Source organism: Ectothiorhodospira marina (genome assembly GCF_900109495.1).
Taxonomy (GTDB): domain Bacteria; phylum Pseudomonadota; class Gammaproteobacteria; order Ectothiorhodospirales; family Ectothiorhodospiraceae; genus Ectothiorhodospira; species Ectothiorhodospira marina.
In genome coordinates, this window is record NZ_FOAA01000004.1 from 120,347 (window position 1) to 138,461 (window position 18,115).

The 18,115-nt window shown below is 62.6% G+C and carries 14 protein-coding genes; 8 read left to right on the plus strand and 6 right to left on the minus strand.

From position 1 onward, the window contains the following. Positions 1–193: 193 nt before the first annotated feature. A complete protein-coding gene (locus BMY52_RS05385) occupies positions 194–1,300 on the plus strand; it encodes a TRAP transporter substrate-binding protein (RefSeq protein WP_090251874.1) in 1,107 nt (368 codons plus the stop codon). A gap of 40 nt (positions 1,301–1,340) precedes the next feature. On the opposite strand, the gene BMY52_RS15605 is transcribed toward BMY52_RS05385, so the two are convergent. Continuing rightward, positions 1,341–1,550, minus strand: coding sequence for a DUF2782 domain-containing protein (locus tag BMY52_RS15605; protein ID WP_245740616.1), 210 nt, complete (start codon positions 1,548–1,550; stop codon positions 1,341–1,343). A gap of 127 nt (positions 1,551–1,677) precedes the next feature. Then, positions 1,678–2,403: an LOG family protein gene (locus tag BMY52_RS05395; protein WP_090251879.1), complete on the minus strand. Its 726-nt coding sequence runs from the start codon at positions 2,401–2,403 to the stop codon at positions 1,678–1,680. Between the two features lie 111 nt (positions 2,404–2,514). Here BMY52_RS05395 and polA point away from each other — a divergent pair, with 111 nt between their 5' ends. Next, complete coding sequence (gene polA / locus BMY52_RS05400; RefSeq protein ID WP_218140397.1) at positions 2,515–5,271, plus strand: DNA polymerase I; 2,757 nt, start codon at positions 2,515–2,517, stop codon at positions 5,269–5,271. Between the two features lie 409 nt (positions 5,272–5,680). Here polA and yihA read toward each other — a convergent pair whose 3' ends face one another. Then, positions 5,681–6,313: a ribosome biogenesis GTP-binding protein YihA/YsxC gene (gene yihA / locus BMY52_RS05405; protein WP_090251883.1), complete on the minus strand. Its 633-nt coding sequence runs from the start codon at positions 6,311–6,313 to the stop codon at positions 5,681–5,683. Between the two features lie 173 nt (positions 6,314–6,486). On the opposite strand from yihA, the gene BMY52_RS05410 reads away from it, so the two are divergent. The 6 genes from BMY52_RS05410 (at position 6,487) to BMY52_RS05435 (ending at position 14,039) form a co-directional block, all read left to right on the plus strand. Continuing rightward, positions 6,487–7,110, plus strand: coding sequence for a c-type cytochrome (locus tag BMY52_RS05410; protein ID WP_090251885.1), 624 nt, complete (start codon positions 6,487–6,489; stop codon positions 7,108–7,110). 171 nt (positions 7,111–7,281) lie between these two features. Then, positions 7,282–9,345, plus strand: a complete 2,064-nt coding sequence (locus BMY52_RS05415) for a cytochrome c biogenesis protein ResB (protein ID WP_090251888.1) — start codon at positions 7,282–7,284, stop codon at positions 9,343–9,345. A gap of 45 nt (positions 9,346–9,390) precedes the next feature. Further along, complete coding sequence (gene ccsB / locus BMY52_RS05420; protein WP_090251891.1) at positions 9,391–10,737, plus strand: c-type cytochrome biogenesis protein CcsB; 1,347 nt, start codon at positions 9,391–9,393, stop codon at positions 10,735–10,737. Between the two features lie 69 nt (positions 10,738–10,806). Further along, positions 10,807–11,691 carry an endonuclease/exonuclease/phosphatase family protein gene (locus BMY52_RS05425; RefSeq protein WP_090252063.1) on the plus strand — a complete coding sequence of 295 codons (885 nt, stop codon included), beginning with the start codon at positions 10,807–10,809 and terminating at the stop codon, positions 11,689–11,691. Next, positions 11,681–13,021 carry a GGDEF domain-containing protein gene (locus BMY52_RS05430; RefSeq protein WP_177169858.1) on the plus strand — a complete coding sequence of 447 codons (1,341 nt, stop codon included), beginning with the start codon at positions 11,681–11,683 and terminating at the stop codon, positions 13,019–13,021. The genes BMY52_RS05425 and BMY52_RS05430 overlap by 11 nt, the downstream gene beginning before the upstream one ends. A 79-nt stretch (positions 13,022–13,100) precedes the next feature. Continuing rightward, the gene (locus BMY52_RS05435) at positions 13,101–14,039 is read left to right on the plus strand and encodes a carbohydrate kinase family protein (protein ID WP_090251895.1); all 939 of its coding nucleotides are present in this window, start codon (positions 13,101–13,103) and stop codon (positions 14,037–14,039) included. A 156-nt stretch (positions 14,040–14,195) separates the two neighbouring features. On the opposite strand, the gene asnB is transcribed toward BMY52_RS05435, so the two are convergent. From asnB to BMY52_RS05450, 3 genes are all read right to left on the minus strand, one after another. After that, complete coding sequence (asnB, locus tag BMY52_RS05440) at positions 14,196–16,208, minus strand: asparagine synthase (glutamine-hydrolyzing) (RefSeq protein WP_090251896.1); 2,013 nt, start codon at positions 16,206–16,208, stop codon at positions 14,196–14,198. A 65-nt stretch (positions 16,209–16,273) separates the two neighbouring features. After that, complete coding sequence (locus BMY52_RS05445; RefSeq protein ID WP_090251899.1) at positions 16,274–17,338, minus strand: aspartate/ornithine carbamoyltransferase family protein; 1,065 nt, start codon at positions 17,336–17,338, stop codon at positions 16,274–16,276. Positions 17,339–17,372: 34 nt separating this feature from the next. Next, on the minus strand, positions 17,373–18,101 hold the full coding sequence (locus BMY52_RS05450) for a cysteine hydrolase family protein (RefSeq protein WP_090252066.1): 729 nt from the start codon (positions 18,099–18,101) through the stop codon (positions 17,373–17,375). Positions 18,102–18,115: the final 14 nt, after the last annotated feature.

Sequence of the window (18,115 nt, forward strand, 5' to 3'; positions counted from 1 at the left end):
GCCGGTGGTGCTTTCCCGGCCGCTGGTGGGCGCTATCCCTGGCCGCGGGACGCCGTGAATACGTCCTTGTAGGCTCGACCGCCGCATCCATGCGGCGAACGCCCGCTTTCAGGGATACCACCCACCAGCGGCCTGCATCGTGGTGGTATTGGCTTCAGAGATTCGATCAAGAAGACATCCAGTGAGGTCTTTCATGCGGCGAAGGGAATTTCTGGGTAAGGCGGGTGGTCTGGCGGCCCTGGCTTCGGCGGGGGCGTTGGCGGGCTGCGGTTCGCCGGAGGCTAATGGTGAGAGTACCGGGGTGCGGGATACGGGGTTGCGGTTTCACTGGCGCATGGTGACTGCCTGGCCTCATGGTTCGCCGGGACTGGGAGCGGGCGCCGAGTACCTGGCCCGCGCCATCAATGAGCTCTCCGGGGGGCGTATCTCGGTACGGGTCTTCGGGGCCGATGATCTGGTGCCGGCGCTGGAGGTGTTTGATGCCGTGGCGCGTGGCTCGGCGGAGATCGGCCATGGGGCGGCCCATTACTGGGAGGATGTGGGCCCTGCGGCTCAGTTGTTCACGTCGGTGCCCTTTGGCATGAATGCTCAGGAGACCCATGCCTGGCTGTATCAGGGTGGGGGTCTGGCGTTGTGGCGGGATCTTTACCGGCACTTCGATGTGATTCCCTTTCCGTGTGGGAATACCGGTGCCCAGATGGGGGGGTGGTTCAAGCAGGAGATTCACGAGTTGTCGGATCTGGAAGGGTTGTCGATTCGCATGTCCGGGCTGGGTGGGGAGGTCATGCGTCGCGCCGGTGCCCGGGTGGTGTCCATGGCGGGTGATGACATTCCGGAGGCCATGCGAGGGGGGCGCCTCGACGCGGCCGAGTGGGTGGGGCCCTATGGGGACAGGGATCTGGGGCTGCACCGCTGGGGTTGGCATTACTACTATCCGGGCTGGCAGCAGCCCAGCTCGCTGGTGGAGGCGCTGATTAACCGTGAGGCCTACGAGGCGTTGCCATCCGGGCTTCAACAGGCGGTAACACATGCCTGTCGGGTGGCCAGTGACCACATGCTCATGGAGTTTACAGCCCGCAACCAGCAGGCCCTGGATGAGCTCGTCAGTGTGTACGATGTGCCCGTGCAGCGTTTTCCTGATCCGGTGCTGGCCTCGTTGCGACGCCTGACGGATGAGGTACTGGAAGAGATGGCCGACGAGGACAGCACCGCTGGGCGGGTGATCCGTTCCTACCAGGATTTCCAGTCTCAGTTGGCGCGCTGGCGTGAGTTGACGAACCTGGATCCGTCGGCGGGCTGAAAGGTGGGCGGTGTCGGAATGCCAGGGGGCGTTGTGTTTTTCAAAAACTGAAGATCACCCAGGCTGGGATGAGGATCTTGGGGTCCAGTTCATCCATCCGGGTTTCCAGGTGGCCGTCGCCGTCCGTGTCCACCAGGTAATAGGCCGGTGCATTGTCTGGTTGTACGCGAATCATGTACAGCTCGCCCTGAAGTCGGTATTCCTCGATGCGCTCTCCCTCGCGCTCGGTGATGGTGACCTGGGGTTCCATCAGTTCCCGAGTGACCCGGGCCGAATCGTCCAGCAGGGGCGGGGGGGCGGTGCGGCCTGCTCCTGGGCTGACAGGGGCGTGGCCAGGCAGGTGGTCAGGGCCAGGGCGGTGAGGGCGTGACGCGTGTTCATAGGTCCATGAGCCTCTCGCGCTCTTCGCTGGTGGGTTCCAGGCCGCCGTATTCGTAGAAGTTGAAGATGGCGTCGACCACGGATTTGGCATCGTCCACCACGGTGTAAAGATTCAGGTCCTCCTGGTTGATGGTCCCCTGTGCCACCAGGGTGTTCTCAAACCAGTCCAGCAGTCCCTTCCAGAAGTCCGAGCCCACCAGGATGATCGGGATACGGCGGGTCTTGTCCGTCTGGACCAGTGTGAGGATCTCCGCCATCTCATCCAGTGTGCCGAAACCGCCGGGCAGGACCACATAGGCCGATGCGTATTTGACGAACATCACCTTGCGGGAGAAGAAGTGCCTGAAGTCCAGGGAGACGTCCTGATAGGCATTGGCGGTTTGCTCATGGGGCAGGTTGATGTTCAGGCCAATGCTCGGTGACTTGCCCGCAAAAGCCCCCTTGTTGGCGGCTTCCATGATGCCGGGGCCGCCGCCGCTGACCACGGCAAAACCGGCATCGGACAGGTCCCGGGCGATCTTCTCGGCCAGTTGGTAGGTGGGGCTTTGCGGTGGGATGCGAGCGGAGCCGAAGATGCTCACCGAGGGCTTGATTCGAGCCAGGCGCTCGAAGCCTTCCACGAATTCGCCCATGATCTGGAATATCTTCCAGCTCTCTCGGGTGAGCATGGTGTCATCCATGGGTTGCAGGCCTGGATGGGCGGCTCGCTGGTCACGCTTCATGATGTGCTCGATGTTCCATTGTTTGATCGAAGCATATCGTGTTCCCAGGCCTTGGCAAACCGCATTGTTTGGTCATTTTTCCGCATCGGGCCACAATGGGGTTTTCCGGCGATGCCGGCCCCCATCGACCTCGTACCCAAAGCAAGAGAACAACCCGTGACTGACAGCAAGCCCCTGGTCCTGGTGGACGGCTCATCCTACCTGTACCGCGCCTTCCATGCCCTGCCGCCCTTGTCCAATTCCCGGGGGGAGCCCACCGGGGCCGTGCTGGGGGTGGCCAATATGTTGCGGCGGCTGATGAGTGACTATCAGCCCGAGCACATGGTTGTGGTCTTCGATGCCAAGGGGCGCACTTTCCGCGATGATCTCTACGAGCAGTACAAGGCCAATCGTCCGCCCATGCCCGACGAGCTGGTGGCGCAGGTGGATCCGCTGCATGAACTGGTGCGGGCCATGGGTATCCCCCTCCTGGTGGTGCCAGGGGTGGAGGCGGATGACGTGATCGGCACCCTGGCCCGTCAGGCCCGGCGACGGGGCATGGATGTGGTGATCTCCACGGGGGACAAGGACCTGGCACAACTGGTGGAACCCGGCGTGACCCTGGTGAACACCATGACCGGCACGACGCTGGACGAGGCTGGCGTGAAGGAGCGCTTTGGTGTGCCCCCCTCGTTGATTGTGGATTACCTGACCCTGGTGGGGGATACCTCGGACAATGTGCCCGGGGTGGACAAGGTGGGCCCCAAAACGGCAGTGAAATGGCTTGAGGCCCATGGGGATCTGGATGCCATCATGGCCCATGCCGACGGCATCAAGGGCAAGGTGGGCGAGAACCTGCGCGCCAGCCTGGACAGCCTTCCCTTGTCGCGGGAACTGGTCACGGTGCGCTGTGACCTGGACCTGGATCTGACCCCTGCGGGGCTGAATCTGCAACCACCTGAGTCGGAAACCTTGCGCGGCTTGCTGGAACGCTTTGAATTCCGCCATTGGCTCAAGGAGTTGGAGGGCAATCAGCCGAGTGGGCAGGCACAGCTTGAGCAGGCGGCTACCGAAGGAGCGCCTGTGGAGTACGAGACTCTGCTCGAACAGGAACAGCTGGATCGTTGGCTTGAGCGGCTGCAAACGGCGGAGTTGTTCGCCTTCGATACCGAGACCACCAGCCTGGATTACATGCAGGCCCGGGTGGTGGGTGTGTCGTTCTCGGTACGCCCGGGTGAGGCCGCCTATCTGCCCCTGGCCCATGATTATGCCGATGCCCCCCGGCAGATGCCCCTTGAGGAGACCCTGGCCCGGTTGAAGCCGCTGCTGGAGGACGATAGCCGGCCCAAGTTGGGTCATCATCTCAAGTACGATCGCAATGTGCTGCTCAATCACGGGATCGAGTTGCGTGGCATCACCCACGACACCATGCTCTCGTCCTATGTGCTGAACAGCACTGCCAGCCGCCACGATATGGATACCCTGGCTGATCGGCACTTGGGGATCCGCACAACCCATTACGAAGAGGTTGCCGGCAAGGGAGCCAAGCAGATTCCCTTCTCCCAGGTGCGCCTGGACGAGGCCGCTCCCTATGCAGCCGAGGATGCGGACGTGACACTGCGCCTGCATGAGTATCTCTGGGGGCGGCTCCAGGGCGAGACGGGACAGCGGCGCATCTACGAGGAGTTGGAGATCCCTCTGGTGCCCGTGCTCTCGCGCATGGAGCGGGCCGGAGTACGGGTGGACGCGGATCTGCTCTTCACCCAGAGCCACGAACTGTCCGACCGCATGGGAGAGATCGAGCGCGAGGCCCACGAGGTGGCCGGTGGCAGTTTCAATCTGGGCTCTCCGAAGCAGATTCAGGAGATCCTGTTCGAACGCCAGAAACTGCCGGTGGTGCGCAAGACCCCAAAGGGTCAACCCTCCACGGCGGAGGATGTTCTGGAACAGCTGGCCGCAGATTACCCGCTGCCCCGGCTGATCCTGGAGCATCGCGGGCTCTCCAAGCTCAAGTCCACCTATACCGACAAGCTGCCGGGCCGTATCGACCCCGACACAGGGCGGGTGCATACGTCCTACCATCAGGCGGTGACCAGCACCGGGCGCCTGTCATCCTCGGAGCCCAATCTGCAGAACATCCCCGTGCGCACGCCTGAGGGACGGCGCATCCGCCAGGCCTTCGTGGCGCCGCCGGGCCGGGTGCTCATGGCTGCCGACTACTCGCAGATTGAATTACGCATCATGGCCCATCTGTCTGGCGACAAAGGCCTGGTGGAGGCCTTCAATCAGGGCATGGACATCCACCAGGCCACGGCCGCCGAGGTCTGGTCCCTGGGCCTGGATCAGGTCACCGGGGAGCAGCGGCGGGCTGCCAAGGCCATCAATTTTGGTCTGATCTACGGCATGTCAGCCTTCGGACTGGCCCGGCAACTGGGCATCGAGCGCGGGGCTGCCCAGGAGTATGTGGATCGATACTTTGCCCGCTATCCGGGAGTGAAGGCCTACATGGACGACACCCGGGACCGGGCCCGGGAGCAGGGGTATGTGGAGACGGCCTTCGGTCGTCGTCTGTATCTGCCGGAGATCAAGGCCCGCAATGCCCAGGTGCGTAATCAGGCGGAGCGTCTGGCCATCAACGCCCCCATGCAGGGTACGGCGGCGGATATCATCAAGCGAGCCATGCTGGCAGTGGATGCCTGGATCCAGTCCTCCGGGCAGCCACTGACCATGATCATGCAGGTGCATGATGAACTGGTGTTCGAGGTGGATGAGGGGGCCGTGGACACGGTGCGTGAGGCACTTGACCGCCTCATGTGTCAGGCAGCCGAGCTGGAGGTGCCGCTGGTGGTGGACGTGGGGGTAGGCACCAATTGGGACGATGCGCACTGAGGTCTACCGCGACTCCAGTGAGATGTGTTTCACGTTTTGGCACATCCATGTTCCGTTGGTCTTCGGGACCAGAACTTTCCCCTGAAGACCCTGTCCATCGGGTTAAGCGTCCCGGATGGGGCGCTCCCCGCTTAGCCCCCTGAGCGGGATGCTCTGACTCCCCCAAGTCGAGCCCAAGCCTGGCCCCGCCTCGCCATTGCGATGCGGGGCTTTTTTTGCGCTTTTACCCGAGAAAAACAGTGAACCATTAGCCCGTCAGACAGTCACAGGAATTAAGCGCTGCAGCCCGGCGCTTCCCGCTTACCTCCCTGAGCGGGATGGCTCGAACTCCCCCAAGTCGAGCCAACCTCTGCCCCGGATCAGCCAACCCCCAATGGCCCCGGGGCTTTTTTTTGCGCGCCTGCTGCGTTCAGAGCACTTCCGGGGCTTCTGCCTCGGGATGATGGGCGGCGAAGAGCCAGTGATCCAGCACCGAGTGGGCATCATCCACGCCCTGCCTCTTCAGGGATGAGAAGGGTTGTACCGTGGCTTCCACGTCTTCGGCGCCCAGGGCGGAGGCCACTTGACGCACCGTGTCCAGGGCAGGGCCCCGCTTGAGCTTGTCAGCCTTGGTCAGCAGGACATGCAGGGGCAGTTGTCGCTGGTGGGCCCAGCCCACCATTTGCCAGTCGTGTTCCGTGAGGGGGTGGCGGATATCCATCACCAGGATCAACCCGCGCAGGCACTCGCGTCCCGCCAGGTATTCTTCCATCAGACGTCCCCAGCGGCGGCGTACGGCCTCGGGAACCTTGGCGTAACCGTAGCCGGGCAGGTCCACCAGGCGATGGTCCTCGTCCAGGGCGAAGAAATTGATGAGCTGAGTCCGACCAGGCGTCTTACTGGTACGCGCCAGCGCCTTTTGCTGGCACAATGTGTTGATCGCGCTGGACTTGCCAGAGTTGGAGCGGCCGGCGAAGGCGACTTCGCGCCCTGTTTCCGGTGGCAAGCCCTTGAGGCTGGCGGCACTGGTCAGGAACTCGGCCCGGGAGTAAACCGGGTTCATTGAGTGTCTAATTCTCTCTAGCGATGGTTGAGGTCCGCCCCTGCCCGTTTTTGCGGCGGGGGGGTGAGTGTGATATACATTGCGGCTATTTTGAGGTTGCGCCGGTCGCGTCCGGGTGCCACAGGTTACCAAAGAAAAGCGCACACTGTTTCAGGTTCAGGAGTCAACCCACAATGAAAAAATTTGTCGTTATTGCCGCCGCCACCCTGGGAATGAGTCTGTCGGCATCGTTGCACGCCGAGTCGGGCGATCCCGAGCGCGGCAAGGAACTCTCCACCCCATGCATCGCCTGCCACCAGGCCGATGGCAACAGCGTGAACCCTGCGTGGCCAAAGACTGCAGGCAAAGATGCGGGTTATCTTTTCAAACAATTGATGGATTACAAGTCGGGTGAACGCAGCCACCCGTTGATGAATCCTCAGGTGGCGCGCCTGGATGAGCAGGACATGCGTGACCTGGCCGCCTATTTTTCCATGCAGGAAACCGCGCCTGGCCGCACCAGCGCCGACGAGGAGACCCTGGCCCTTGGTGAGCAGGTCTATTTCGGTGGCAATGTGAGCGACGGCGTGGCTGCCTGCGTGGCCTGTCATGGTCCTGGCGGCAAGGGCAATCCCGCCGCCGTGTTCCCCAAGCTGGCCGCCCAGCATGGTGCTTATAATCTGGACCAGCTCAATCAGTTCAGTAGTGGCCAGCGCCACAACGATCCTGGCCGGATGATGCGCACCATTGCCTCGCGCATGTCAGAGGAAGAGATGAAGGCCGTGTCCGAGTACATCGCGACCCTGGACCCCAAGTGAGCGACGTTCGATCGCCCATGGGGCAGTAGTCAGTCCGTCAGAGAAAGGGTGGCCTCGGCCACCCTTTTTTCCTTGGGACCCATCTCGATGATGTCCGGTGTCATCGCATAACCGGATCTTTTCCGGGTTTTTGTGGTCCCACCGGCATCCCAACGGATCTTTACCTACCGCATGAGTCGTTCCCCGCAGGATTCAGCCTCCCCGCGTCGCCCCTCCCGGCTTGCCATCCTGGTGAGTTTCCTGGGGTCCATGAACCTGGCCATCACCCTTCTGGTGGTTCTGGCGGTGGCTTCCGTGGTGGGCACGTTGCTGGAGCAGAACCAGCCCTTCCAGAACTACCTGATGAATTTCGGGCCCTTCTGGCATGAGTTGTTTCGCACTCTGAACCTCTACAATGTCTACGCGGCGGGCTGGTTTCTCTTTGTCCTGGCCTTCCTGGTGATTTCCACGGCCGTTTGCATCTACCGCACCACGCCGACCATGCTACGCGACATGCGCAGCTTCCGCCTGGGCGTGCGCGAGAAGTCCCTGCGCGGTTTTGCCCACAACGTGCAAAGCGAGGCGCATCCCGAGCCGCCCGAACAGGTGCTGGAGCGCGCTGGCAAGGTGCTGGGTTCGCGAGGCTATCGGATTCGCCAGGTGGAGCAGTCCGACGGCACACGCCTGCTCTCGGCCATGCGCGGCAGCGGCAATCGCCTGGGCTACTTCTTCGCCCATGGGGCCATCGTCATCATCTGCGTGGGTGGCCTGATCGATGGCAGCGTGCCCCTGAAGCTGGCGGAGATGACAGGCCGGCTGGAACTGGAGACACGCGAGATTCCCGCTTCCCAGGTCCCCGAGCAAAGTCGCCTCGGGGATTCCAATCTGTCGTTCCGGGGCAGCGTCGAGATTCCTGAGGGGCATAGTGCAGACGTGGCCTTCATTACGATCCGTGATGGCTATGTGGTGCAGGATCTGCCGTTTCGCATCGAAGTCAAGGATTTCCGTGTGCAGCGGCACGAGACCGGGCAGGAGCGCGCCTATGAGTCCGACCTGGTCATCCATGACGATACCCTGGATGAACCCCTGGCGCGTACCGTCCGCGTGAACGAGCCCCTGGTCCACCGGGGTCATGCCATCTACCAGGCCAGCTTCCGGGATGGCGGTTCCTTCCTGGATCTGGACCTGCATCATCTGGGGCGAGGTGCCCGGGAACCCCTGCCGCTGGATGTCAGGGTCTACGGCAACCACGTTCAGGAATTGACCGACGGCAATCGCTATACCTTCGAGTTCACTGGCCTGCAAACCCACAATATGGGTACGGTGGTGGACACGGACGGAAATCCGGAGCGCCGCGACATGGGGCCGAGCCTGGACTACACGATTCGCGATCCCAGCGGTGCGGGCACATTCTACCGGGCCATGAAAAACCCCATGGAGCGGGATGGCACGAATTTCATGCTCACCGGCGTGCGTCACAGCATGGCCGAACCGTTCCAGTATCTGTATGTGCCCCAGGATCCGGACGGTCGCGGTGTGGATCGTTTCATGCGCATGGTCTCCGCGATCCATGATGATCAACGGGTGGCCGATGTGGTGGGAGAGGTGGCCGCTTCCGCGGCTCGCCAGTTCCACGGCAGTCAGGGAGACGTCCCGCTGGAGGTGGTTGAATCCATCATGATTCGCCTGATGGACCTGTTTGTTCAGGGGGGATACGACGCCATCGTGGCGGACATCGAGCAGCGAGCCCCTCAGCATCAATGGGACGCGCTCATGGACCTGTTCGGTCGGGTGGTGAATATGACCCTGCGCGAGCTTTACATCCAGGTTCTGGAAGAAGAAGGTATCGATTCCATGAGCGGCGAGAATGCGGCCTACCTGGACGACGCCCTGGTGGCCCTGGATGCGTTGCCCCATTTTGGTTCGGACTTCCTGATCACCTTCAACGATTTTGAACAGGTTCAAGCATCAGGCCTGATGATCAGCAAGGCGCCGGGTCAGAATGTGGTTTATTTTGGCAGCCTGATGCTGATTCTGGGCGTCTTCCTCATGTTGTACATGAGCCATCGTCGCTGCTGGTTGATGGTCCGCCCTGCGGGGCAGGGCAGTCAGCTGGTTTTCGCTGGCACCAGCAACCGGAATATGCTGGAATTCAATGAAGAGTTTGACACGCTCAGTCGTTATGTGCTGGGTCAGGAGATCCCCAGCGATGCCACCGGTTCCGACCCGGCAAGGTCGGAAAACAGTCCCCGGTGATCCTCATGAACCCAATCCGGTTTAGCACGACGGGAGGTAAGAACCATGTCCGTCCCGCATGACACCATCGGGGCCGAATACCCCGGCTTTTTCAAACGCCTGTCCCTCACCGACTGGTTGTGGGCCGCCCTGGTGACGGTATCCACCGTATTTGTCCTGGCCATGTTCGGTGGTTACATGGACATCTACCAGGTGATCACGTTGATCATCCACGCGGTTGCGGGGATCTGGTTGGGCTGGTACTGGAAGCCTTTCAGGGGCTATGCCCTGGCCGTAGGCCTGCTCAGTGTGCTCGGCGTGCTCAGTTACGGCGACTCCCTGGCGAGGGCCGAAACCAACTTCTTCCTCAAGTATCTGGTTTCCGGGCAGTCTGCCGTCATGTGGATGTGCGCCTTGTTGTTCATGTCCACAGCCGCCTATATCGCCTATTTGTTCCGCCGCGAAGCCACGGGCACAGCGGGTGTGGTTCCGGCCCTGGTCATCGCCGGGGGTGCCACCGTGCTGGGCGGTGGCCTGCTCTGGCTGGGTCAGGGGGGGATCATTCCGGGTCTGGAATGGGTCAGCCCACTGGCCTTTCTGGTGGCCGTGGGCGCGCTGACCGGTCCGCTGAGCCGCACTGAATTCAGTGCTCAGGTGGGAGGCGCACTGGCCTGGACCGCAGCGACGTTCGGCCTCGTGGGTTTGTTCGTGCGCTGGCGCGAAACCTACCTGCATGATCCCGCCTGGGGCTACATCCCGGTGAGTAACCTCTGGGAAGTCTTTGTCCTGTTCTGCGTGATCACGGTGCTGATGTATCTCTATTACGAGGGCCGGAGTCGTAATCGGGGCATGGGCGGGTTCGTCCTGCTGCTGGTGAGTAGCGCGGTGGCCTTCCTGCTGTTTTATACCCTGGACCGCCAGGCCCACGAGGTGCAGCCTCTGGTGCCGGCCCTGCAGAGCTGGTGGATGAAGGTACATGTGCCGGCCAATTTCATCGGCTATGGGGGGTTTGCCATCGCCGCCATGGTGGGCGTGGCCTATCTCATGCGGGCCCACGGCGAACGGCATCGCCCCAATGGCCTGCTGGCAACCCGTCTGCCCGGGCGACAGGTCCTTGATGATGTCATGTACAAGACCATCGCCATCGGTTTTGCCTTCTTCACCATCGCTACGGTGCTGGGGGCCATGTGGGCCGCCGAGGCCTGGGGCGGCTACTGGTCATGGGATCCCAAGGAGGTGTGGGCTCTCATTGTCTGGCTTAATTACGCGGCCTGGCTGCACATGCGCTTCACCAAGGGGTGGCGTGGTGTGCCCATGGCCTGGTGGTCCATTGTGGGCCTGTTTGTGACCACCTTTGCCTTCGTTGGGGTGAACATGTTCCTCGGTGGGCTGCACTCCTACGGGGAAATGTGATCCATGGCGCCGGTGCTCGCCGAGCCGTACTTTGACCGGTTGGGACTGAATCATCGGGACGAGGCGGGGATGACCCTGGAGGGGCCTTTGGCCTCCAGCCTCTCCGTGGGTCCGAGCACACCGCCGGTGCGGGGCCAGCGCCTGCGCATCCTCAGCTATAACGTCCAGGTCGGGATCGCTTCGGGGCGATTTCACCATTACCTGACCAACAGCTGGAAGCACGTGCTGCCCTATGGGGGGCGCATGGGCAATCTGGACAGCATCGCCCGATTCATCGCCGGCTTCGACATGGTGGGCCTGCAGGAGCTGGACGCCGGCAGCCTGCGCAGCAACTTCGTGAATCTGGCCGAGTACCTCTCTCGTCAGAGCCAGTTGCCCTATTGGTACAGCCAGACCAACCGGAATCTGGGCAAGTTCGCCAAGCACAGCCTGGGTTTGCTATCCCGTTATCAGCCTCACTCCGTGATGGAGCATCGCCTGCCCAGCCGCATCCCGGGACGTGGGGCACTGGAGGCGCATTTCGGGGCCGAAAGCGGCGAGGATTCTCTGGTGATCATGCTGGTACACCTCTCCCTGGGGCGAAAGACCCGCATGCGTCAGATGCAGTACATCGGCGAAGTGCTGCGGGATCATGAGCATGTGGTGGTGATGGGGGATCTCAACACCCCGACCCATTCGGCGGAAGTACGCAGACTGGTGCGCAACACACGTCTGCAGGAGCCCCTGGACAGTGCCAAGACTTATCCGAGTTGGCGCCCCATGCATGCTTTTGACCATATTCTGGTCACCCCGGGTCTGGGGCTGGAACAGGTGCATGTCTACAATCTGAATTATTCCGACCACCTGCCTGTAGGCGTGGAACTGGTCATTCCGGAGTCCGTGAAGCTGGCCCAGTTTCATGCCGGGGGGCAGGTGGGAGGGCACGTCAGAAGAGGCGCCATGGGTGAGCACTGACGAGGTACGCCGCAGGTGTCTGGATACCATTCGGGAGCTGGAACAGGCACTGGATGATCGGGCCGCGCTGGAGGCCAACCTGAGGCGTTTGCTGAATCGTTTGTGCATGGCCGCCGAGGGGGCATACCCGCATCTGGATCCGATCCTCAACCGCCTGCAAATGGATGTGTCATCCCAGGAGACACTGACCCCCACCCAGCTGGAGGCCTACCTGAGCGAACTCTCCGACTTGCTGCATGATCGCGGTCGAGGTGCGCACCCCGCCGCTCACGGCCGTTCCGGGGATGCGGCGGAGATTCGCTCCTTGGGCCTGCAACTGCTGATGGAACTGGCCTCATTGCCCCGTTTGCAGGATGCCATGGACCGCCTGCGCCAGGAATTGCACGTCAGCGAGCGTGTGCCCCCCTGGTCGGAATGGGTCTCCCGCGTGGCCCAGGCAGTGCATCAGTGCTTGAGTGACCTTCACAATCAGCGGGAGGAGATGGAAGACTTTCTGCAAGATATTACTCGGGAATTGGCCAGCTTTGATGATTACCTGGCAGGTCAGGGTGACCACCTGCGTGATTCCCAACGCAACCGCGAGACATTTCGCGATCATCTTGCACAGGAGATGTCCCTTCTGAATTCCGGTCTATCGGATCGGGATCTGGAACTGAGTCATCTCAAGGAATTGGTGAGGGGGCGTATTCGGGCCATTGGCCAGCACATGGAGACCTATCGCGGACAGGAGGCCCTGCGAGACCAAGAGGCCCGCCTCGAGACCGAGCGCCTGCGCCAGCGGGTGGCGGATCTGGAACGACACTCCGCACAGCTGCGCGAAGCCTTCCTGTGGCAACAGAACCGTGCCCATCAGGATAGCCTCTCCGGCCTGCCCAACCGCGAGGCTTTCGATGAACGCATCCGTGATGAGTTGAGCCGCTGGGTACGTCTCGGCACGCCCCTGAGTCTGGTGGTCTGGGACATTGATCACTTCAAGCGGGTGAACGACACCTATGGTCACAGTGCCGGGGACCGGGTGATCACCACCGTGGCCCAGTGCCTGAAAGAGCGCTCCCGGTGCACCGACATGGTGGCCCGCTATGGGGGGGAGGAATTTGTCATGATCCTGGTGGGCACGCCCGCCGCCGATGCGTTGGCGTTCTGTGACTCTCTGCGCGAGGCTGTGGCTGGCCTGGGGTTTCATTTTGACGGCGATCCGGTGGACATCACCCTGTCTGCCGGCGTGGCCGAGGTGAGGGGGGGAGATACCCCTTCATCCCTGTTCGACCGCGCCGACAAGGCGCTTTATCAGGCCAAGCACCGTGGGCGTAACTGCTGCGTCCAGGGATGATCGGTCGCCCCCGCGGCTTGCCAAGGCCTTTTCGCGCTGGGTAACCTCGAAGCCTTTCCTATCATCGCAGGAGGCCGACGTGACAGCGAATCCCGAACCCGTGATTTTCGGGGAAGTGCTCTTCGACTGCTTCGAGGAGCGTTCCGTGCTGGGGGGCGCGCCCTTCAACGTCGCCTGGAATCTCAAGGGACTGGGCCGCGATCCGCTGTTCATGGGGGCTGTGGGCGACGATGCACTGGGCGCGCGGGTACAGCAGGCCTTGTCTGCTTGGGGCATGCGCCCCGAAGGCTTGCAGCTAGACCCGCATCACCCCACGGGTCAGGTCCAGGTCACCTTGAGTGGCGGCGAGCCTCAATACGAGATCCTGGCGGATCAGGCCTATGATCATGTGGAGGTGGCAGGCGCCCTGGACGCGTTGCCCGATCACGGCATCCTGTATCACGGCAGCCTGGCTCTGCGTGAGGCATCCGCACGCCATGGCCTGGAGCGCCTGAGGGATCACATGGATGCCCGTGTGTTCATGGATGTGAACCTGCGTGCGCCGTGGTGGAAGCGTGAGGAGGTGCACGACCTGATGGCCCATGCCACCTGGGTCAAGCTGAATCAGGACGAACTCTCGGCGCTGGCGCCGGAGCCCGCCGCCGACCCGGAGGTCCAGGCGCGCCTGACGCTGGCGTGTTTTGATCTGGAGGCGATGATCGTTACCCGCGCTTCGCAGGGGGCCATGGTGCTCACACGCGAGGGGGCCGTGCATGCCATGAATGCCCCGGCGGTGGCTGGGCTCAAGGACACCGTGGGGGCAGGGGATGCCTTCAGTGCGGTTACCTTGCTGGGGTTGCTGGAGGGATGGCCGTGGGAGGTGATCCTGCATCGCGCCGCCGAATTTGCCGCCAGGGTCTGTACCCTGCATGGGGCCACCACGGAGGATCCGGGGTTCTATGCGTCGGCTCATGACGCCTGGAACTCCGCGCGCCCCTCACCCCAACCCCTCTCCCCAGGGGGGAGAGGGGCTCGGTGAGTATCGACACCCTGACCTCTCTCCCCAGGGGGGAGAGGGGCTCGGTGAGTATCGACACCCTGACCTCTCTCCCCAGGGGGAGGGGACTCAGTGAGTGTCGACGCCTCTTTCCGACCCTCTCCTCTCCCCTTGGGGAGAGGGATAGGGCTTGTCACCTCAGGGGCGCCACCCCAGGGCTTCGGCCCGCTTGCGGGCCAGTCGCGGGATGTCCTGGGCCACGAAGTGACTGTGCAGCACCTGCACGCCGATCATGTGGTTGATCACCGCATCCAGCTGCACCTGGGTGGAGGTGGTGGTGTCCGGTGCGTCATGCAGGTCAAACAGGGCCTTCACGCCGGCAGGATCCAGCAGGCCCGCTTCCTTGACGGCATCGTCCGACAGGTACTGATCCGCCAGGGCTTTCATCGCCGCCCACTTCTTGGGGTCGGTATGGGCCGGCGGCGCCATGAAGGCGAACTTCTCGCGCTCGTACAGCACCTTGGGGAGTAATCCCTTCATGGACTCGCGCAGCACGTACTTTTCCGTGCGCCCCTTGATGCGCATGGACGGAGGCAGTTGGGTTGCGAACTCCGCCAGGTGATGATCCAGGAACGGTGGACGGGCCTCCATGGAATTGGCCATGTCCACGCGGTCGCCTCCCCAGGTGAGGATCTGCCCTTCCAGCATGGTCTTGATCCAGACGTACTGGGCCTTGTCCAGGGGATGACGGCCTTCGATCATGTCTGCATCCAGGGCGTTGGCGATGGCGCGACCCGGCTCATAACCCTTCACCTGCTCACGCAGATGCGGGGCCATCAGACCCGGGGCGTGTTCGGCGCTGGCCAGCCAGGGCTGCAGGCAGGAGGGGGTGAAGCCCACCAAGGCGTCCAGGGCCGGGTCATGGAGCTCGTTCTCCGCCAGCATGGCCCCCTGGAAAAGTTGATTGCTCTCCGAGAGCATCTGTTGCCAGCTGGCCCGCTCGGCGGGGGAAAGGGTGTCCAGGCCATGCAGGAACATGTCCCGGCGGAAGGAGGGGTAACCCCCGAACAGTTCATCGGAGCCCTCGCCAGTCACCACCACTCGGTAGCCGGCCTTGTTCACGTGACGGCTCATGAGCAGCTTGGCCACGCCCAGGGTGTTGTAGATGGTGCGCTCCGCGTGCCATAGCGTCTCCACCAGGTTGTCATAGAGATGATCTGCGTTCAGCGTCATCACGTCCTGGTCGGCACCCACGCTTTCGGCCATCTCCGTGGCAATGGCGGTCTCGTCGTAGTCGGCATTATCAAAGCCGATGGTGAAGGCCTTCACCGGGGATTGCTGAGTGGCCGCAGCCAGGCCCAGAGTGATGCAGGAGTCGATGCCGCCGGAGAGATAGCAGGCCACCGGCACGTCGGCTTCCAGGCGCAGTTGCACCGCCTCCATGAGCTTGTCGCGCACGCCCTCGATATAGAACGACTCGTCCTTCTCCTCGCCCCGCTCGGACATGAGCGGAAAGTCCATGTCCCAGTAGCGGTCGTCGCGGATCTCGAACTTGCCGTGGCGCCGCTCGATGGTGACCACGTGGCCGGGCTTCACCTGGTGGATGCCCTCGAAGGCGGTTTGCCCGGGCACCATGGTCTGCATCAGCTGGTGGTACAGGCCCTGGGCCTCGAAACGGCGGGGGACGTCCGGGTGGGCGAACAGCACCTTGAGTTCCGAGCCGAACACCAGCTTGCCGCCGACCTCGGTCCAGTACAGGGGCTTCACGCCGAAGCGATCGCGGATGAGCATGAGGCGGTCGTGCTGACGGTCGTACAGGGCGATGCCGAACTCACCCCTCAGGTGCGGCAGCATATCCTCCAGCCCCAGATCCTTGTACATGTGCAGCACCATCTCCGAGTCGCTCTTGGTGCGGAACTTGGCACCCCGGGAGGTGAGATCGGCGCGGATGCGCTTGTAATCATAAAGCTCGCCGTTCACCGCCAGCATCAGGTTGTTGTCCGGTGACATGAAGGGCTGGCGGCCGCGGTTCTCATCCAGGTCGATGATGGTCAGACGGGCATGGGAGAAGCCCACGCCGCGGTCGTCCTGCACCTTGTAGCCGAAGCCGTCGGGGCCACGGTGATACTGGATGGCCGCCATGGCCACCAGGGTTTCCGGATCCACCGGTTGATGGGGATCGGCGTGCATGACGCCGGCGATGCCGCACATAGGGAACTCCTCGTGAATGAATTCGTATCAGCAGGTGCCTGGGATCAAGCGGGCAGGAAGCGGGCTCAGGTGTCCATCACTTCGCTCACCCGGCGCACCATGCAGGTGAGCAGGGCCATACGCACGAAGACCGCGCCCCGCGCCTGGGCGAAGTACCAGTTGTGGAGCGTGGGGTCCAGGTCCGTATCCAGTTCTTCACCGCGGGCCAGGGGATGCAGGATGATGGAGTCTTTCTTCAGTGGCGAGTGGGTGGAAAGTTTCAGTTCCGCGCCCATCTGCTCGTAGCTGTCACCCACCCAGGCAATGGCATTGATGTACACCACATCGAGATCGGGAAGCTCAGGCTCCAGTCGCTTGGACACGCGTACCGACAGCCCGGCCTGGTTCAACTCCTCTGCCTGCCCTTCGTCGAAGGGACTGTCCTGGTCCGTGAAGATCACCACTTCCTCGATGGCGGTGGGGAAGCGCGCCAGCAGCAGCAGCAGGCTGCGCACGGTGCGCATGCGGTTGGGCACACCAATGATGCCCACACGGATCCGCTTGTCCCGGGGCAGGTCAGGGTCCAGCAGTTCCGGGCGCCACTTGAAGATGGTGTACACGTCCGCCATCGCCTGGGTGGGGTGCTCGTCGATGCCATTGCCGGCATTGACGATGGGGATGCGCAGGGCATCCAGCATGTCGTAGACGGAGCGGTCCTCGTTGTTGCGCAGGACGATCACATCCCCGTAGTTGTTGAACATCTCGGCGATGTCCTGGATGGATTCCCCCTTGGCCATGCCCGTGCTCTTGGGGTCGGTGATGGACATGATGTCCCCCCCCAGGCGGTGCCAGGCGCTCTCGAAGGAGAGCCGGGTTCGGGTGCTGGGCTCGTAGAAGGCGCTGATCAGGATCTTGCCCTGCAGCGGCAGATGCATCAGCGCCGGCGTGCTTTCGTACTGGGCCGAGAGGCGGAAAAGCTGGGTGAGCGTCTCCCGGTCAAATTGCCGCGAGGACACCACATGCCGACTTGCCAGGGCCAGCAGTGGACTGGGATCTTCGGGGATGCTCTCCGCCAGGGCGCGGGGCCGCTCGATGCCGGCGGTACCGTCCTTGGGGCGAAGCGGCTTTTGAAGCTGCGAGTCGACTACCATGGCTAAGGCCTCTTTGACTGGGGAAGACAACGGTTCACTCGGCGATCTCCTCCACCTTGGAGATCTCTGCCAGGGCCTGTTCGGTGCTCATCACCCGGGCGTAGCGGTCCTTCATGGTGAGCATGGTGGCCCGCTGTAACTCGGGCGTGACCGTGGCGCAGGCGTCCTCGATCAGGGTGACGTAAAAACCCAGGTCGCAGGCATCCCGGATGGCGGTGGAGACGCATTCGTTGCTATATACACCCACCACGAACAGGGCCGTCACATTCAGGTTACGCAGCACGTATTCCAGGTTGGTGGCGGTGAAGACACCGCTGGCCGTCTTGTTGATGACGATTTCGTCGTCCCGAGGCGCCACGATCTCCAGAAAGTCCGCCTCCTTGGAGCCTGGGGCCGCGTGCAGGCCCAGACGCTTGTGGCCGGGCCCCCGATCGCGGCCATCCTGAGTAAGGGACTGGATGCGTGTGTGGATCACCTCCAGGCTCAGGGAGCGAAAGCCGTCCTGCAGGCGGCGAACGTTAGGCAGGACGGTATTCTCCAGACGATCGAAGTAATAGTCCTGGGCCTCGGGGGGGAGGCCGGAGCGTTCCGCATCGGCAAACACCCCCCAGCCGCGTGCCGCATCCAGGTATTGCAGGTCGATGCACAGCATCGCCGCATGATGGGTTCCCAGGGCCCGGGTCAGGGCCCGGTTGGTGATCAGGGTCTCCCGGTACTGCTCACGCAGCGGATCCACGTTGTCGTAGACGGGGCCGCTCGCCATCTCTTGGGTTTTGT

Coding starts and splice junctions, on each gene's coding strand:
- BMY52_RS05385 (WP_090251874.1), top strand. CDS start 194: ATGCGGCGAAGGGAATTTCTGGGTAAGGCGGGTGGTCTGGCGGCCCTG.
- BMY52_RS15605 (WP_245740616.1), bottom strand. CDS start 1,550: ATGGAACCCCAGGTCACCATCACCGAGCGCGAGGGAGAGCGCATCGAG.
- BMY52_RS05395 (WP_090251879.1), bottom strand. CDS start 2,403: ATGAAGCGTGACCAGCGAGCCGCCCATCCAGGCCTGCAACCCATGGAT.
- polA (WP_218140397.1), top strand. CDS start 2,515: ATGCCGGCCCCCATCGACCTCGTACCCAAAGCAAGAGAACAACCCGTG.
- yihA (WP_090251883.1), bottom strand. CDS start 6,313: ATGAACCCGGTTTACTCCCGGGCCGAGTTCCTGACCAGTGCCGCCAGC.
- BMY52_RS05410 (WP_090251885.1), top strand. CDS start 6,487: ATGAAAAAATTTGTCGTTATTGCCGCCGCCACCCTGGGAATGAGTCTG.
- BMY52_RS05415 (WP_090251888.1), top strand. CDS start 7,282: ATGAGTCGTTCCCCGCAGGATTCAGCCTCCCCGCGTCGCCCCTCCCGG.
- ccsB (WP_090251891.1), top strand. CDS start 9,391: ATGTCCGTCCCGCATGACACCATCGGGGCCGAATACCCCGGCTTTTTC.
- BMY52_RS05425 (WP_090252063.1), top strand. CDS start 10,807: ATGACCCTGGAGGGGCCTTTGGCCTCCAGCCTCTCCGTGGGTCCGAGC.
- asnB (WP_090251896.1), bottom strand. CDS start 16,208: ATGTGCGGCATCGCCGGCGTCATGCACGCCGATCCCCATCAACCGGTG.
- BMY52_RS05445 (WP_090251899.1), bottom strand. CDS start 17,338: ATGGTAGTCGACTCGCAGCTTCAAAAGCCGCTTCGCCCCAAGGACGGT.
- BMY52_RS05450 (WP_090252066.1), bottom strand. CDS start 18,101: ATGGCGAGCGGCCCCGTCTACGACAACGTGGATCCGCTGCGTGAGCAG.